The sequence below is a fragment of the Ruegeria sp. BHSC043 genome, assembly GCF_059612985.1.
This window is the reverse complement of record NZ_JBXWRS010000005.1, coordinates 176,797-191,494: the sequence shown is the minus strand read 5'-3', so window position 1 is coordinate 191,494 and position 14,698 is coordinate 176,797. Positions and strand designations below refer to the sequence as shown.

General features: G+C 63.6%; 16 protein-coding genes. 6 read left to right on the top strand and 10 right to left on the bottom strand.

What is annotated here, in order from left to right; genetic code table 11:
* From AC2FMM_RS10975 to AC2FMM_RS10965, 3 genes are all read left to right on the top strand, one after another.
* Nucleotides 1-476 (top strand): NAD(P)/FAD-dependent oxidoreductase (locus AC2FMM_RS10975; RefSeq protein ID WP_496796563.1); only part of this gene is annotated, 476 nt, incomplete at its 5' end.
* 114 nt (nucleotides 477-590) lie between these two features.
* Nucleotides 591-2,282: an adenylate/guanylate cyclase domain-containing protein gene (locus tag AC2FMM_RS10970; protein ID WP_496796562.1), complete on the top strand. Its 1,692-nt coding sequence runs from the start codon at nucleotides 591-593 to the stop codon at nucleotides 2,280-2,282.
* 197 nt (nucleotides 2,283-2,479) lie between these two features.
* Nucleotides 2,480-4,198, top strand: coding sequence for a bifunctional sulfate adenylyltransferase/adenylylsulfate kinase (locus AC2FMM_RS10965; protein ID WP_496711258.1), 1,719 nt, complete (start codon nucleotides 2,480-2,482; stop codon nucleotides 4,196-4,198).
* A 75-nt stretch (nucleotides 4,199-4,273) separates the two neighbouring features.
* Here AC2FMM_RS10965 and AC2FMM_RS10960 read toward each other — a convergent pair whose 3' ends face one another.
* From AC2FMM_RS10960 to AC2FMM_RS10945, 4 genes are all read right to left on the bottom strand, one after another.
* Nucleotides 4,274-5,140: a hypothetical protein gene (locus AC2FMM_RS10960; protein ID WP_496678591.1), complete on the bottom strand. Its 867-nt coding sequence runs from the start codon at nucleotides 5,138-5,140 to the stop codon at nucleotides 4,274-4,276.
* Complete coding sequence (locus tag AC2FMM_RS10955) at nucleotides 5,137-6,024, bottom strand: PhzF family phenazine biosynthesis protein (RefSeq protein ID WP_496711259.1); 888 nt, start codon at nucleotides 6,022-6,024, stop codon at nucleotides 5,137-5,139. Before AC2FMM_RS10955 ends, AC2FMM_RS10960 begins: the two co-directional genes overlap by 4 nt.
* A 96-nt stretch (nucleotides 6,025-6,120) precedes the next feature.
* Nucleotides 6,121-6,345 carry a DUF1150 family protein gene (locus tag AC2FMM_RS10950; protein WP_496678593.1) on the bottom strand — a complete coding sequence of 75 codons (225 nt, stop codon included), beginning with the start codon at nucleotides 6,343-6,345 and terminating at the stop codon, nucleotides 6,121-6,123.
* A 3-nt stretch (nucleotides 6,346-6,348) separates the two neighbouring features.
* Entirely contained in the window at nucleotides 6,349-6,762 is a 414-nt protein-coding gene (locus tag AC2FMM_RS10945; RefSeq protein WP_149776452.1) for an Hsp20 family protein, read from the bottom strand.
* Nucleotides 6,763-6,927: 165 nt separating this feature from the next.
* Here AC2FMM_RS10945 and AC2FMM_RS10940 point away from each other — a divergent pair, with 165 nt between their 5' ends.
* From AC2FMM_RS10940 to AC2FMM_RS10930, 3 genes are all read left to right on the top strand, one after another.
* The gene (locus AC2FMM_RS10940; RefSeq protein ID WP_005981552.1) at nucleotides 6,928-7,152 is read left to right on the top strand and encodes a YdcH family protein; all 225 of its coding nucleotides are present in this window, start codon (nucleotides 6,928-6,930) and stop codon (nucleotides 7,150-7,152) included.
* An 81-nt stretch (nucleotides 7,153-7,233) separates the two neighbouring features.
* Complete coding sequence (gene purE / locus AC2FMM_RS10935) at nucleotides 7,234-7,722, top strand: 5-(carboxyamino)imidazole ribonucleotide mutase (protein ID WP_496796561.1); 489 nt, start codon at nucleotides 7,234-7,236, stop codon at nucleotides 7,720-7,722.
* Complete coding sequence (locus tag AC2FMM_RS10930; RefSeq protein ID WP_496796560.1) at nucleotides 7,715-8,782, top strand: 5-(carboxyamino)imidazole ribonucleotide synthase; 1,068 nt, start codon at nucleotides 7,715-7,717, stop codon at nucleotides 8,780-8,782. Before purE ends, AC2FMM_RS10930 begins: the two co-directional genes overlap by 8 nt.
* Here the strand turns inward: AC2FMM_RS10930 and AC2FMM_RS10925 are convergent.
* The 6 genes from AC2FMM_RS10925 to AC2FMM_RS10900 form a co-directional block, all read right to left on the bottom strand.
* Nucleotides 8,779-9,939, bottom strand: coding sequence for an alpha-D-ribose 1-methylphosphonate 5-triphosphate diphosphatase (locus AC2FMM_RS10925; protein ID WP_496796559.1), 1,161 nt, complete (start codon nucleotides 9,937-9,939; stop codon nucleotides 8,779-8,781). The genes AC2FMM_RS10930 and AC2FMM_RS10925 overlap by 4 nt on opposite strands.
* Complete coding sequence (locus AC2FMM_RS10920; protein ID WP_496796558.1) at nucleotides 9,936-10,709, bottom strand: alpha/beta fold hydrolase; 774 nt, start codon at nucleotides 10,707-10,709, stop codon at nucleotides 9,936-9,938. The genes AC2FMM_RS10925 and AC2FMM_RS10920 overlap by 4 nt, the downstream gene beginning before the upstream one ends.
* A 17-nt stretch (nucleotides 10,710-10,726) precedes the next feature.
* Nucleotides 10,727-11,590, bottom strand: a complete 864-nt coding sequence (locus tag AC2FMM_RS10915) for a DMT family transporter (RefSeq protein WP_496796557.1) — start codon at nucleotides 11,588-11,590, stop codon at nucleotides 10,727-10,729.
* Nucleotides 11,591-11,783: 193 nt separating this feature from the next.
* Nucleotides 11,784-13,427, bottom strand: a complete 1,644-nt coding sequence (gene groL / locus AC2FMM_RS10910; protein WP_496678602.1) for a chaperonin GroEL — start codon at nucleotides 13,425-13,427, stop codon at nucleotides 11,784-11,786.
* A 51-nt stretch (nucleotides 13,428-13,478) separates the two neighbouring features.
* On the bottom strand, nucleotides 13,479-13,790 hold the full coding sequence (locus tag AC2FMM_RS10905) for a co-chaperone GroES (protein ID WP_496678603.1): 312 nt from the start codon (nucleotides 13,788-13,790) through the stop codon (nucleotides 13,479-13,481).
* Nucleotides 13,791-13,952: 162 nt separating this feature from the next.
* Nucleotides 13,953-14,627 carry a DUF2161 domain-containing phosphodiesterase gene (locus AC2FMM_RS10900; protein WP_496796556.1) on the bottom strand — a complete coding sequence of 225 codons (675 nt, stop codon included), beginning with the start codon at nucleotides 14,625-14,627 and terminating at the stop codon, nucleotides 13,953-13,955.
* Nucleotides 14,628-14,698: the final 71 nt, after the last annotated feature.

The following is a 14,698-nucleotide window of genomic DNA, read 5'->3' as shown; positions in this document are numbered from 1 at the left end:
ACACCGCCGTGGAAGAAGCGCTGTTCCTGACCAATTTCGCCAGCAAGGTCACGCTAATCCACCGCCGGGACGAGCTGCGCGCCGAAAAGATACTGCAAGACCGCCTGTTCAAGAACGAAAAGATCGAGCCGCTGTGGTTCCACGAACTGGAAGAGGTGTTCGGCACCGAGGATCCGCTGGGCGTCGAAGGCGTGCGGGTGAGAAACGTCAAGACCGGCGAGATCACCGAGATCCCCTGCAAGGGTGTGTTCGTCGCCATCGGCCACGCGCCCGCCAACGAGCTGGTCAAGGACGTGCTGGAAACCCATATGGGCGGCTATGTCAAAACCAAACCCGGCACCACGCAGACCTCGATCCCCGGCGTGTTCGCGGCCGGCGACCTGACCGACCATGTGTATCGGCAGGCGGTGACCTCGGCCGGAATGGGCTGCATGGCGGCGCTGGATGCCGAACGGTTCCTGGCCGAACAGGAATAACCCCTAAAACGCGGCACGCAGGTGCCGCGTTTTTTTTTCGTTTTGCCCTACGCTTGACCCGGGGTACCCCCGCGCCGCAGACTTACGGCACGCACGTAAGAAACGGGTGATAGATTGGGCAACCCTCTTTGGCAGGGCAGTTGGACGACCCGCCTGCGCATCGCTAGCGGCTTGGTTCTGTTCACCTTCGCCTTCTTTCATTTCCTGAATATAGGGCTGGGTCTGTTTCACACCGACCACCTGCACGGGATGCAGGATGCGCGGCAGGAGGTCACCCGGCATGTTCTGGGCGGCGTTCTGCTGTATTCTGCACTGCTGACCCATGCCGGGCTTGCCCTGGTTTCGATCGCCCGGCGCCGGACGCTGCGCATGCCTTTTCAAACAGCCCTGCAAGTGGTGCTGGGACTGTTGATCCCCCTACAGTTGATCTCGCATATCGTGCACACGCGCTATGCGCATGAGGTTTTCGGCGTCAATGACGAGATGGGTTACATCATCATCCTGATGTGGCCCAACGTGGCCATCTGGATGCAGAGCACGTTGATGCTGGTGGTTTGGATCCACGGCTGCATCGGGCTGCACATGTGGCTGAGACTGACCCGCTGGTGGGGCAAGCTGGTGCCCTATCTGATCGGCGTCGCCGTGTTCATTCCCGGCTTTGCCTTGGCCGGCCTGCTGACCGAGGGGAGGCGCATCTGGGCCGATTTCGCCGATCCCGACCTGCGCGAGCAGTATGTCGAACATTACAACTGGCCCGGCCCCGAAGCCTTTGAAACCATGCTCGGCGTGAAAGACAACGTGCTGATGGTGTTCTGGGTGGCGCTGGGCGCGGCGCTCGCGGTGCATTTCGGGCGCAAGATATGGCGCAGGCGGCATTCGGTCCGGGTGCGCTATGTGGACGGCCCCGAGGTGGTGTCGGAAAAAGGGCTGACCCTGCTGGAAATCTCGCGGGCCAACGGCGTTCCCCATACCGCCCTGTGCGGCGGCAAAGGGCGATGCACCACCTGCCGGGTGATCGTCGAAGACGGCGCGGACCGGCTGCCCGCGCCCAGCTCGTCCGAAGCGCGCAGCCTGAAGGCCGTTGGTGCCGCCGACCGCACGCGCCTCGCCTGCCAGGTCCGCCCCCAGGATCCGCTGACCGTGTTCCGGGTGTTCCGGCCCGACGGCGGGCGGCAACGCGCCCATGCCAGCCAGGGGCAGGAACGGAAACTGGCCGTGCTGTTTCTCGACATGCGCGGCTTTACGGCGCGCACTACCGGGCAACTGCCCTACGACATCGTGTTTCTGTTGAACCGGTTCTTCGATGCGATCGTTCCGGCCATCACCGCCGACGGGGGCACCGTCGACAAATACATGGGCGACGGGTTGCTGGCGGTCTACGAAACGGCGGATGCGGCCAGTTCGGCCCGAGCCGGATTGAAGTCCGCAGCAAATATCAGCCGGGCCCTGCAGCGGTTCAACCATAAGCTGGCTGCGGAAAACAGCCCCGAGATCCGCATCGGCATGGGCCTGCATCTGGGCGATCTGGTCCTGGGCGAAATCGGCGCTGCCGGTCATGCAGCCCGCACGATCATCGGCGACGCGGTCAACGTGGCCAGCCGCTTGGAGAGCGAAACCAAAGCCCTTGGGGTCGAGCTTCTGGCCTCGGAGATCGTGTTGCGCGCGGCGGGGGTCGCGACCGATGCGCTGACCTTGCGAAGTTTCCTGCTGCGCGGCGTGTCGGAACCGCTGGCCGCGCTGGCGGTTGAACGTGCCAGCGATCTGAACACTTTGCTGGCGCCCGCGGAACAAATCATCGCCGACTGACCCGATTGTCGGCGATTTGCAGAAATCTGGCTACGTTCGCGAGATTTTCGGGGAAAATTCTTCCAAAACCGGCAAAAACCGCGCATATCCTCCTTTGTTTCATGAAACGGTGTGGACTTTGCTCACCGACCGGGGCACATGCCCCCACGGAACGCACCTGAATCACCAAGCAACCACACTGCGACAAGAGTATTGCAATGACGATGTTGAGTAATCTGGCCCCGATCCCGGAGCTGTATGTTTCTTATGAATCCGCACAGAAGCTGAAGGTCGAAGCCGCCGACCTGACCAGCTGGGATCTGACCCCGCGCCAGATTTGCGACCTGGAACTGCTGATGAACGGCGGGTTCAACCCGCTCAAGGGTTTCCTGACCGAAGCCGACTATGACAGCGTGGTCGAGAAAATGCGCCTGGCCGATGGCAGCCTTTGGCCGATGCCGATCACACTGGATGTCAGTGAAGAGTTCGCCGAACAGATCGAGCTGGGTCAGGACATCGCCCTGCGCGACCAAGAAGGCGTGATCCTGGGCACCATGACGGTGACCGACCGCTGGACCCCGGACAAGTCGCGCGAGGCCGAAAAGGTTTTCGGTGCTGACGACTTGGCGCACCCGGCCGTCAACTATCTGCACAACGTGGCCGGGAAGGTTTACCTTGGCGGTCCCGTGACCGGTATCCAGCCGCCGGTGCATTACGACTTCAAAGCCCGCCGCGACACGCCGAACGAGCTGCGCGCCTATTTCCGCAAGCTGGGCTGGCGCCGCATCGTCGCGTTTCAGACCCGCAACCCGCTGCACCGCGCGCATCAGGAACTGACCTTCCGTGCCGCGCGTGAGGCGCAGGCCAACCTGCTGATCCATCCGGTCGTAGGCCTGACCAAGCCCGGCGATGTCGACCACTTCACCCGCGTACGCTGCTATGAGGCGGTGCTGGACAAATACCCGGCCTCGACAACTACGATGAGCCTGCTTAACCTGGCGATGCGCATGGCAGGCCCGCGCGAAGCGGTCTGGCACGGCCTTATCCGCAAGAACCACGGCTGCACCCATTTCATCGTCGGCCGCGACCATGCCGGCCCGGGCAAGAACAGCCAGGGCGAGGACTTCTATGGTCCCTACGACGCGCAGGACCTGTTCCGCAAATACCAGGACGAGATCGGCATCGAGATGGTCGACTTCAAACACATGGTCTATGTGCAGGAGCGCGCCCAGTACGAACCCGCGGACGAGATCGAGGACAAGGACAACGTCACGATCCTGAACATCTCGGGCACCGAACTGCGCCGCCGTCTGCGCGAAGGGCTCGAGATCCCCGAGTGGTTCTCGTTCCCCGAGGTGGTCGAGCAGCTGCGCCGCCGCTATCCGCCGCGCAGCCAGCAGGGCTTTACCGTCTTCTTCACCGGTTTCTCGGGCTCGGGCAAATCGACCATCGCCAACGCTCTGATGGTCAAGCTGATGGAGATGGGCGGCCGTCCCGTCACGCTGCTGGACGGTGACATCGTCCGCAAGAACCTCAGCTCGGAACTGGGCTTCTCGAAGGAACACCGCGACCTGAACATCCGCCGCATCGGCTATGTGGCCTCCGAGATCACCAAGAATGGCGGCATTGCCATTTGTGCCCCGATCGCACCCTACGCGGCCACACGCCGCGCCGTGCGTGAGGAGATCGAGCAGTTTGGCGCCTTCTGCGAGGTCCACGTGGCCACCAGCCTCGAGGAATGCGAGCGCCGCGACCGCAAGGGCCTGTACAAGCTAGCGCGCGAAGGCAAGATCAAGGAATTCACCGGAATTTCGGACCCCTATGACGTGCCCGAAAACCCGGAACTTCGGGTCGAGACTGAGAATGTGGACGTGGACAACTGCGCCCACCAGGTTCTGCTGAAGCTGGAAAGCATGGGGCTGATCGCGGCGTCGTGATCCGAGCTGCCCCAAAGTTCAGAGGCCCCCGGTTTCCGGGGGCCTTTCTTTTTGGTCCGGCGCCAAAGGTGATCGTCAGCCGCGCAAGGCGTCACGCAGGGCCTGTGCCGCGCGGGTTTCGAAATCGCCGAACCACGCCGCCTTGTCCTGTATGGCCCGCAGATGCGGCAGGCGTGATTGATAATCCTCTTCGGACGCCGATTGAATCGCACGCTGGATATCGGCTTGGCTGTTACACAGGATCATGCCCTTGGTATCGAAAAAATCACCGATATTCGGGCAGCCCCAATAGATCGGCACGGTCGCGCACAGGATCGCGTCAGTCAGTTTTTCTGAAAAGTAGTTCCGCTCACGCACGTTTTCGATGATGACCGAATAGCGATAAGGCGCCAGCCCGTCGGATTTGCGCTCGAACGGGTTGTAGCCACGGCCCATGATGTCGACATCGGCCCCCGCTTCGCGCGCCCAGTCGATCACCGCATGGCGTAGCTGATGCCCCTCGAGATCGCGCTTGGCCGAGGCGATCAGCGAGCACGACCGGTGCTTGGTCACGTCCAAGTCGCGCCAATCGGGCACCTGGGTCACGCCATAGGGCAGGAACACCGCGTTGGGCAAGCTGTCCAGCAACACCTCGTGGAAGGTGAACACCCGGAAGAATCGCCGCCAGGTCCATCGCAGCATCCGGTCATGCTTGCCATGGATGGCCGACGGCTCGCCCATCATCAGAGATATCCGCGCCCGCGTGCCGCGCCGCAGCCGCAAATGCACAGTCGAGTTGGGATACATGAGCAGATGGTCCGATGGTGTCAGGTCGCCCACGGTCTTGCCCGTCAACCGCTCGGGGCAGCCCAAAGGCCAGATCAGATCGGACAGCGGCACCGATGTCAGTTTCGGCCCCAGACGGTGGCCGTAGGGCAGAATCGCGATCGCAGATTCGGTCATTGCAGGGTGTCCGGCAGGTCGGTCTGGCCGCGCATCAGGACGAACCCGCACCCGGCGACCTTGATGCCCGTCATCGCATCCGGCGGCCCCACGCGGGTGACGACGGCCTGCCCCGGGCGGCCCATGTCGTGGCCCTGTTCGGCGACAAAGCTGTCCTTGGCCATAAGCCCGTATTTCCACAGATACGCCGCCATGGCGCCGGTGGCCGATCCGGTGAACGGGTCTTCCGGCGGGCTGGGCGGGGCCAGTAGCAGGCGCGAGAACGTGTCGCCCGCCTCGGTTGCGCCTTGCAGCGTCACCAGGAAAGGTTCGGCCATGTCGGCGCCTGAATAGCCCGCCGTCTGCGCCACTTGGCGCAGCGCATCCAGGTTCAGTTGTGCCGCGCGCAGGGCCGCGTGATCGCGCAGGACGGTAATGCAGAACGGCAGCCCGGTCGAAACCAACTGCGGCGGCGAAACGATCGCGCTGGCGGGCAGCCCGATGGCGGCCGCCACCAGCTCGGGCGCGACATGCGGGCCGAACTCCGGCGCGACCTGCGTCATCTCGATCTGGTCGCCATCCAAACGGATGCCCACGATCCCCGTACCGGTTTCCAGGGTCAGGGTGTTGCCCAAGATCAGCCCGCGACTGCGCATCGCCGCCACGGTGGCTATGGTCGGGTGACCGGCAAAGGGAATTTCACGGCTGGCCAGGAAATAGCGCACCCGGACATCGGCCACGTCCGAAGGGCCGGTAAAGGTGCATTCCACCAACGAGGTTTCGCGGACGAAAGCGGTGCAAACGGGCTCCGGCAGATGCGCGCCCTCATGCACGACCGCACATCCATTTCCGCCAAAGGCGCGGTCGCTGAAGGCGTCCACCCAATCGAATTCGAACCAGCTCATATGCCCTCGTGCCCTGTCGGTCTGTGCTCAGGGCCGGGCCCTGCGGGTGGGAGTATGTCCATTCGCGCGGCCTGAACTGCGCCGTCGCGGGCCGTGTCAGTGCACGGCCACCGGCGACAGGTCATGCTGGCGGGCCAGAACGAAGGCCAGCTTGCGGTCGGCAACCAGCGCCAATTGCTGCCCATCCGAGTTGTGGACGGCATAGAGATGTTCCAGATCTCCGGCCTGCGCGCGCACCTCATGCGGCAGCTTGGCCACGTCCACGGCTTTCACATAGACGATCCGATCGCCTTCGGTGTTGATTTCATACGGTGTATTCATGGCTTACCCTTTCCTGATGTTGATCGTCTGCACCACGGCTTCCGGCACGGCGCGGGTCAGGTCGATGTGCAGCAGACCGTTTTCCATGATGGCCTCGCCCACTTCGACCCCGTCGGCCAGAACGAACATGCGCTGGAACTGACGGGCCGCGATGCCGCGATGCAGGAACACGCGCCCCTCGCTGTCGTCGCGTTGACGGCCCCGGATCACCAGTTGCCGATCCTCGATGGTGATCGACAGGTCGTCTTCGGAAAACCCGGCCACGGCCAGGGTGATGCGGTACGAGTGATCGGATGTCTGTTCGATGTTGTAGGGCGGATACCCTTCGTTTCCGGCCTTTGCGGACCGTTCCAGAAGGCGTTCCAACTGCTCGAACCCCAGAAGATGCGGGTATGAGCCAAGAGTAAGTTTTGACACGTTTTCTCGTCCTTCTTTGTCAAAGCGACGTGATGCGCGGCCCCAAGTCGGCAACCGCACACATCAGAATATGGGGTGAAATACGGCCGACCACAAGGTCTAGGAGATTTCACCCGAACGCACTATTCTGTGGGTCACGCTCCACCAGCCACGAATGAGTCGCCCATGAATGCGCCCACCGACATTTCGATGAAAACCGACGAGGTTCTGCGCGTCGAACTGGAGGTGTTCCGCCAGCAGCACCGCGACTTGGACGAGGCGATCAAGGCGCTCGAGGCGACCGGCACCGCCGATCAGCTGACGGTGAAGCGGCTGAAGAAACAGAAGCTGCGCCTGAAGGACATCATCCGGCTGATCGAGGATCGCCTGACCCCTGACATCATCGCCTGATCCGGCGCGGTCAACCGCATTGCCACGCAAGCGGATTTCACTATAGTGCGCGCTTCCTAACGCAGGCGGGGAACAGGGCAGATGAGCGAGATCAAGGTCGGAATCATCATGGGCAGCCAGTCGGACTGGCCCACAATGAAAGGCGCTGCAGAGATACTGGACGAACTGGGTGTGGCCTACGAGGCCAAGATCGTCTCGGCCCACCGTACGCCGGACCGTCTGTGGGAGTACGGGAAGAGCGCCGTGCAGCGCGGGCTTCAGGTGATCATCGCCGGCGCTGGCGGTGCCGCGCACCTACCGGGCATGATTGCGTCCAAGACGCGGGTGCCGGTGATCGGCGTTCCAGTTCAGACGCGGGCGCTGTCCGGTGTCGACTCGCTCTATTCCATTGTGCAGATGCCCAAGGGCTTTCCGGTTGCGACCATGGCCATCGGTTCGGCCGGCGGCGCCAATGCCGGCCTGATGGCCGCTGGCATTCTGGCCCTGCAGGACGCAGCCCTAGCCGACCGGCTGGACGCCTGGCGTGCGGCACTGTCGGACTCGATCCCCGAGGAGCCCCGCGATGAGTAGCCCCTTGCAGCCCGGCGCGGTGATCGGAATTCTGGGCGGCGGCCAATTGGGCCGGATGCTGTCGATGGCCGCGGCGCGACTGGGCTTCGTGACCCATATTTTTGAGCCGGGCGCCAACCCGCCCGCGGGCCAGGTGGCGCATCGCGTGACCACCGCATCCTATGAGGATGCCGAGGCGCTGGCCGCTTTTGCGCAATCCGTCGATGTCATCACCTACGAGTTCGAAAACATCCCGACCGAGGCGCTGGACGTTCTGGAGTTGTACCGCCCCATCCGGCCCGGCCGCGAGGCGCTGCGGGTCAGCCAGGACCGGTTGACCGAAAAGACATTCCTGCAAGGTCTGGGCCTGAACACCGCACCCTTTGCCGATGTGACCGACCTGGACAGCCTGCAGGCCGCCATCGAACGGATCGGCACGCCGGCGATCCTCAAGACCCGCCGCTTCGGCTATGACGGCAAGGGGCAGGCGCGGCTGAAGACGCCCGAGGACGCCCGGGCCGCGCTGGCCGACATGCAGGGTGCACCCGCGATCCTGGAAGGCTTCGTGAATTTCAGCCACGAGGTGTCGATCATCGCCGCCCGCGGGCTGGACGGCCAGGTGGCCTGTTTCGACCCCGGCGAGAACGTGCATCGCGACGGCATCCTGCACACGACCACAGTGCCCGCGCGCCTGTCCCCCGCCCTGCGGACCGACGCGGTGCTGCTGGCCGCGAATATCCTGAACGCGCTGGATTATGTCGGCGTCATGGGGGTCGAACTGTTCGTGACACCGCAGGGCCTGATCGTGAACGAGATCGCGCCGCGCGTTCACAACTCGGGTCACTGGACGCAGAACGGCTGCGCGGTCGATCAGTTCGAGCAGCATATCCGCGCCGTTGCCGGCTGGCCGCTGGGCGACGGGCAGCGTCACGCGGATGTGGTGATGGAGAACCTGATCGGCGACGACATGGACCGCGTGCCCGAGCTTGCGCAACAGCGTGACGTGGCCCTGCACCTGTACGGCAAGGCCGAGGTCAAGCCGGGCCGCAAGATGGGCCATTTCAACCGGATCAAACGCTAGCGCGCCGCGGCGACGAACCGCCCGGCGATATCCCCCGACAGGAAACTGACCCGGCCGCCGGCGATGGTTGCCGCCACGCGCTGCGTTTCAGCGTCCAGAATGACCAGATCGGCGCGTTTGCCGGGTTGCAGCGACCCGCGGTCTTCAAGGCCAAGTACCCGCGCGGGCCCCGACGACACCAGCGCCCATGCGCCCGCCAGATCCATCAGCCCCGATTTCATCAGCGTCAGCGCCGCCCTGCGCGGGCTGGGATAGTGGTAATCCGACGCCAGCACATCGCACAGCCCCATGGCGAGCAGGTCCAGCGCGCTGACATTGCCCTTGTGCGATCCGCCCCGCACCACGTTGGGCGAGCCCAGAATGACGTGATCGCCCGCAGCCTTGGCTGCCTCGGCCGCCTCGAGCGTTTCGGGAAATTCGGCGATATGCACGCCGCGTTTGCGCCAGTGGGAACGGGCCTCTGCCGTCGCGTCGTCATGGCTGCCCAGACGCACGCCTTGCCGGGCCAGCGCCGCGCACAGCGCATCAAGCGCAGAGGGTACCTCGGAGGTCCGGGCATGCATCGCCTGCAGCATCTTCAGGTGCGCCTCGGGGCTGCGACCGGCCTTGAGCGCTTGCCCTGTCAAACGCGGCGGGGTGCGCCCCTGCGCCAGACGGTCATGCGGCAGGTGATCGTTGAACACGACATAGGGCACCTGCCACTCGGCGATGCGCCTCGGCAGGTGGGCATAATCGTCCAGCAGGTGGGTTTCGAACCGCAACTGCGGGATCAGGTCAGTGACCACACTGCCCTTCACCGCCGCGATCGCGCGGAACACGTCGGCGGCGAAACGAGGGCCGCGCACGCCGCCCTCCCAGCTGTAGAATTGCGCCAGCACGGCGGTGGTGATGCCATTGGCCGCCAGCTCGGCCTCGGCGGCACGGATGCCCTCGTCCATCTGCTTCATGGCCCCCCGGCGCGGGGCGATGTGACGCTCGAACCCGTCGCCGTGCAGGTCGATGATGCCCGGCAGGACCAGATAGCCGTTCAGATCAACGACCTGCGCACCGCCGCCTTCTTGGATCAAGCCATCGGCGATCGAGAGGTCGTCACCGACAAGTCCGCAGTCAGGGTGCAGGACCTGCGCCCCGGTAAAGGTCAGTTCCAATGCGGTCACCGCGTGGGCTCCGAGTTGGGTTCGCCGCAGTCCTGGCCGATGCAGATCTCATCGATGATATCGAGAACACCGTCCAGCCAGGTGATGCTGCGGTCGAAAGATCCGTATTCGATGAAATGCAGCGCCTGGGCCATGACCCGCGGGTTGTTCATCATGAAGGTGTGTGTCACCGGCAAGACGATGTGGTCGGCCATGCCTTCGACCTTGGTTTCCTCGACCGCGACCTTGCCGTCGTCCGGCCCGTCGACCAGCGCCGAAAAGACAGGGTTCAACGAGTTTTCCCCGGCGATCACCCCGAGTTTGAAATCCACCGGTGGCAGGCGTCGGGGGATGCCCTCGGAGCCTGTTCCCAGCTGCAGTCCCGCAGGCCCGTTCAACAGGCCGAACGCCTCGAGATCGCCTAGTTCGTCGACCAGCTGGCTTCCTTGATTGGGCGGGCCCAGCATGACCACGCGGCCCAGGTTTTCCGGGCGATGATCCTGCAGCCAATAGCGCAGCAGGATGCCGCCCATCGAATGCGCCACCACGTTCGCCGTGTCGCCGTTGCAGGCCGAAAAGGCCGCTGGCAAGGTCTGGTCCGCCAATTCGGGAATCGGCAGGTCGGTGGAAGGGTAGCCCGGGCGCACGACGTCATAACCGTGCAGTTCGAACAATTCCTCCATGACCGAAAAGGATGCCTCGGTCCGGGCAAGCCCATGCAGAAGAACCACGCATTTGGCGTGCGCCAGCGAAGGCGCCAGGCACAGAAGGATGACGATCAGAAAACGCATTCCCGCCAGATAATGCTTTATCCCGACCGAGGAAAGGTCTGGCTGGCTTTCGGCTGCAAGACCGCCACCAGAATACCGCCAAGAACAAGACCGGCGCCCAGTACAAGCCGCGCTCCGGGCGCCTCGTTCAGCAAAACCGCCCCCGCGACGATGGCGATCACCGGCACGCTGAGTTGCACGACCGCCGCCTGAGCCGGGGCCATCAACGGCAGGATGCGATACCACAGAGCATACCCCAGCCCCGAGGCGACACCGCCAGAGAGAGCGGCCAACGCAAAACCCCAAGGGGTTAGGTGCCATGTGCCACCGATCGCCAGCAGCACGGTCGCAGTGACCGGAAGCGCCCATACGAAATTGGCGGCCGTACCCGCCAGCGGATCACCTTCAGTGCGACCCGCAAGGGAATACGCGGCCCAGCCGACCCCCGCGGCGGCCATCAGAGCCGCGCCTGTCGGATCCACCCGAACAGAGCCCGATGGCCACAGGACCCAAGTCAGCCCGGCCATCGCGACCACCGCTCCCGCCACCTGCCGCCTATCCGCAGCCGCCCCATTAAGGCTGCTGGCCGCGAACATCGACAATTGCACGACGCCAAACAGAATCAGTGCCCCAAGCCCGGCATCCAATGTCAGGTAGGCGGTGGAAAATCCGACCATGTAGAGGGACAGCGCCCCTGCCCCGACGATGCGGCGGGGATGCCACAGCCGCAACCGGTCAGAGCGCAGCATCACAAGGCAGGCTAGAACCACGGCTCCGGACATAACCCGCACGACCGCGAACCCGGCCGGGTCGCTGGCGCCACCGTCAATGGCGGCCCGGGTCAGGACCGAGTTGGCCGCAAAGGCGCACATGGTCAAAGTGGTCAGAGCAATCAGTCGCATGCCCCCTCCTTAGCCGTTTCATCGCCGACACTCACCCCATTCCTTTCGCCCGCGACATCTTCTGCTTTCGACCGGTCCGCCGCGTGCATCGGTGCGCGGCAAAAAAACGGGGTCGCCCGAAGGCGACCCCGCATCATCTTCAGCAGATGCTCCCTGATCGGGAGGTCGAATTCGCCGAGGCGAATTCGATTGCTTACATCATGCCGCCCATGCCGCCCATGTCGGGCATGCCGGCACCGGCGCCAGCGCCTTCCTTGGCGGGCTTGTCGGCAACCATGGCTTCGGTGGTGATCAGCAGACCGGCAACCGAGGCTGCGTCTTCCAGAGCGGTCCGCACCACTTTGGCCGGGTCGATCACGCCGAACTTGAACATGTCGCCATACTCTTCGGTCTGGGCGTTGAAGCCGAAGGCCGGATCGGTCGATTCGCGGACCTTGCCGGCAACCACGGCACCATCGACGCCTGCGTTCTCGGCGATCTGGCGCAGCGGAGCCTCAATGGCCTTGCGAATGATGTTGATGCCTGCGTCCTGATCGGCGTTTGCGCCTTTCACGTCGCCCAGCGCCTTGCCGGCCTGAACCAGGGCAACACCGCCACCCACGACGACACCTTCCTGAACGGCCGCACGGGTTGCGTTCAGAGCGTCGTCCACGCGGTCCTTGCGCTCTTTCACTTCAACCTCGGTCATGCCACCGACGCGGATCACGGCAACACCGCCGGCCAGCTTGGCAACGCGCTCCTGCAGCTTCTCGCGGTCATAGTCGCTGGTGGTTTCTTCGATCTGGGCGCGGATCTGGGCAACGCGTGCCTCGATCTCGGCCTTCTCGCCAGCACCGTCGACGATCGTGGTTTCGTCTTTCGAAATGGTGACCTTCTTGGCCGAACCCAGCATGTCGATGGTGACGTTTTCCAGCTTCATGCCCAGTTCTTCGCTGATGACCTGACCGCCGGTCAGGATTGCGATGTCCTGCAGCATGGCCTTGCGGCGATCGCCGAAGCCCGGAGCCTTGACGGCAGCAATCTTCAGGCCGCCACGCAGCTTGTTGACAACCAGGGTTGCCAGCGCTTCGCCTTCAACGTCCTCGGCAATGATCAGCAGCGGCTTCTGCGACTGGATCACCTGCTCCAGCAGCGGAACCATCGGCTGCAGCGACGAGAGCTTCTTCTCGTGCAGCAGGATCATGCAGTCTTCCAGCTCGGCGATCATCTTGTCGGCATTGGTCACGAAGTAGGGCGACAGGTAACCGCGATCGAACTGCATGCCTTCGACGACGTCGGTCTCGGTTTCCAGACCTTTGTTCTCTTCGACGGTGATGACGCCTTCGTTGCCGACCTTCTGCATCGCGTCTGCGATCTGGCGGCCGATTTCAGCTTCGCCGTTGGCCGAGATGGTACCAACCTGCGCAACCTCGTCGCTGTCCTTGACTTCGCGGGCAGCGGCTTTGATGGCTTCGACGACCTTGGCGGTTGCCATGTCGATGCCGCGCTTGAGGTCCATCGGGTTCAGGCCGGCTGCAACCTGCTTGAGGCCTTCCTTGACGATGGCCTGAGCCAGAACGGTTGCGGTGGTGGTGCCGTCACCGGCTTCGTCGTTGGTGCGGCTGGCGACTTCCTTCACCATCTGCGCACCCATGTTTTCGAACTTGTCTTCCAGTTCGATTTCTTTGGCGACCGAAACACCGTCCTTGGTGATCCGCGGCGCGCCGAACGATTTGTCCAGCACCACGTTGCGGCCTTTGGGGCCCAGGGTCACTTTGACGGCATCAGCCAGGATGTTGACGCCCTTCAGCATGCGGTTGCGGGCATCGGTATCGAATTTGACGTCCTTTGCAGACATGTCTCTCTCCGTATCTTCGGTAAATTGCGTGTCTCAGATGATCCGAGGCGTTCAGGCGGCCTTCGCGGCGGACGACGCCTCGACAATGCCCAGAATGTCGCTCTCTTTCATAATGAGCAGCTCTTCACCGTCGACGGTGACTTCGGTGCCCGACCATTTGCCGAACAGGATCTTGTCGCCTTCGGAAACGGCCATCGGGATCAGCTCGCCGCTGTCCTTGCGGGCGCCTTCGCCACAAGCAACGACAATACCTTCGCTGGGTTTTTCTTTTGCACTGTCGGGAATGATCAGACCGCCGGCGGTCTTCTCTTCGCTTTCCACGCGGCGCACCAGCACCCGGTCATGAAGTGGTTTGAATGCCATCTTTGCAGCTCCTTGAGGCTCAAAGGTTGTTAATCCCCTCCTCGCGGCTTAGCGAGGCGTTAGCACTCACACTCGGCGAGTGCTAACGGCGTATAGCTAGGCGGTCGCCCGGAAGCTGTCAACAATCCCGATGAAAAATTTTTTCGCCGCGCCCAGCGCGGATTAGTCACCGTTTTCCCAGCTGCAGGCCCAGTGTTTCAAGCCCGCACGCCCTGCGGCTGAAAGGGCATAAATGCCCTTCTCGACCTTCTCGAACCAGCCATAGTGATTGTCGCGCATCAGGCGTGTGGCGTGGGGCACTTGCGCGGCGCGGGCCACCTCGGCGCCCTTGGTGGCACCGTTTTCGGCCAGATGGGCAGCGCATTTCAATGCGTCCTGGCGATAGGCTGTCACGATGCCATGGCGGGTGGCGCCCCCAGCATTCGGATCGCCCTGCAACCGATCGAACTCGCGCAGCAGGCCGGCAGCCTTGCGCTTGGCCTTGCGCGGCGAGTAAGGCCCCGGATCACAATGGACATCGACCGCACCGTCGCCGCGGACGGTCATCAGACCCAACCCCAGCCGCCGGCACAGGGACAGGTTGTCCCGCAGCGCGCGCCTTGCCGTCCGCCCTGTCGGTCTGCAAACGGCGATATAGACATGATCGGTGATCTTCTGGCGCGCTACTGCCTGATGGAACAGCGCCAGCGAGAATCGCAGCTTCAACTCGACGATGACGGGGTCCTCAGCGCCCCGGACGGCGACGATGTCGGCCGCGCCGACTTCGCCCTTGACGACGTAGCCCTGGCGCTCGAGAAGCGCTTTGATCGGGGGATAGAGGTCCTGCTCGCGGTTCATGCGCTCATGCTACGGGGAATCTCGGGGAATGCCAGTGGATGGGTTGCGCATGGCGCATGCGCGGGGTCTAA

What these genes read in the sequence shown, in the direction of transcription:
- AC2FMM_RS10950 (WP_496678593.1), bottom strand. Translation starts at nt 6,345, where the DNA reads ATGAATACACCGTATGAAATCAACACCGAAGGCGATCGGATCGTCTAT.
- AC2FMM_RS10960 (WP_496678591.1), bottom strand. Translation starts at nt 5,140, where the DNA reads ATGACCGAATCTGCGATCGCGATTCTGCCCTACGGCCACCGTCTGGGG.
- groL (WP_496678602.1), bottom strand. Translation starts at nt 13,427, where the DNA reads ATGTCTGCAAAGGACGTCAAATTCGATACCGATGCCCGCAACCGCATG.
- AC2FMM_RS10905 (WP_496678603.1), bottom strand. Translation starts at nt 13,790, where the DNA reads ATGGCATTCAAACCACTTCATGACCGGGTGCTGGTGCGCCGCGTGGAA.
- purE (WP_496796561.1), top strand. Translation starts at nt 7,234, where the DNA reads ATGAGCGAGATCAAGGTCGGAATCATCATGGGCAGCCAGTCGGACTGG.
- AC2FMM_RS10915 (WP_496796557.1), bottom strand. Translation starts at nt 11,590, where the DNA reads ATGCGACTGATTGCTCTGACCACTTTGACCATGTGCGCCTTTGCGGCC.
- AC2FMM_RS10900 (WP_496796556.1), bottom strand. Translation starts at nt 14,627, where the DNA reads ATGAACCGCGAGCAGGACCTCTATCCCCCGATCAAAGCGCTTCTCGAG.
- AC2FMM_RS10955 (WP_496711259.1), bottom strand. Translation starts at nt 6,024, where the DNA reads ATGAGCTGGTTCGAATTCGATTGGGTGGACGCCTTCAGCGACCGCGCC.
- AC2FMM_RS10940 (WP_005981552.1), top strand. Translation starts at nt 6,928, where the DNA reads ATGAATGCGCCCACCGACATTTCGATGAAAACCGACGAGGTTCTGCGC.
- AC2FMM_RS10965 (WP_496711258.1), top strand. Translation starts at nt 2,480, where the DNA reads ATGACGATGTTGAGTAATCTGGCCCCGATCCCGGAGCTGTATGTTTCT.
- AC2FMM_RS10930 (WP_496796560.1), top strand. Translation starts at nt 7,715, where the DNA reads ATGAGTAGCCCCTTGCAGCCCGGCGCGGTGATCGGAATTCTGGGCGGC.
- AC2FMM_RS10920 (WP_496796558.1), bottom strand. Translation starts at nt 10,709, where the DNA reads ATGCGTTTTCTGATCGTCATCCTTCTGTGCCTGGCGCCTTCGCTGGCG.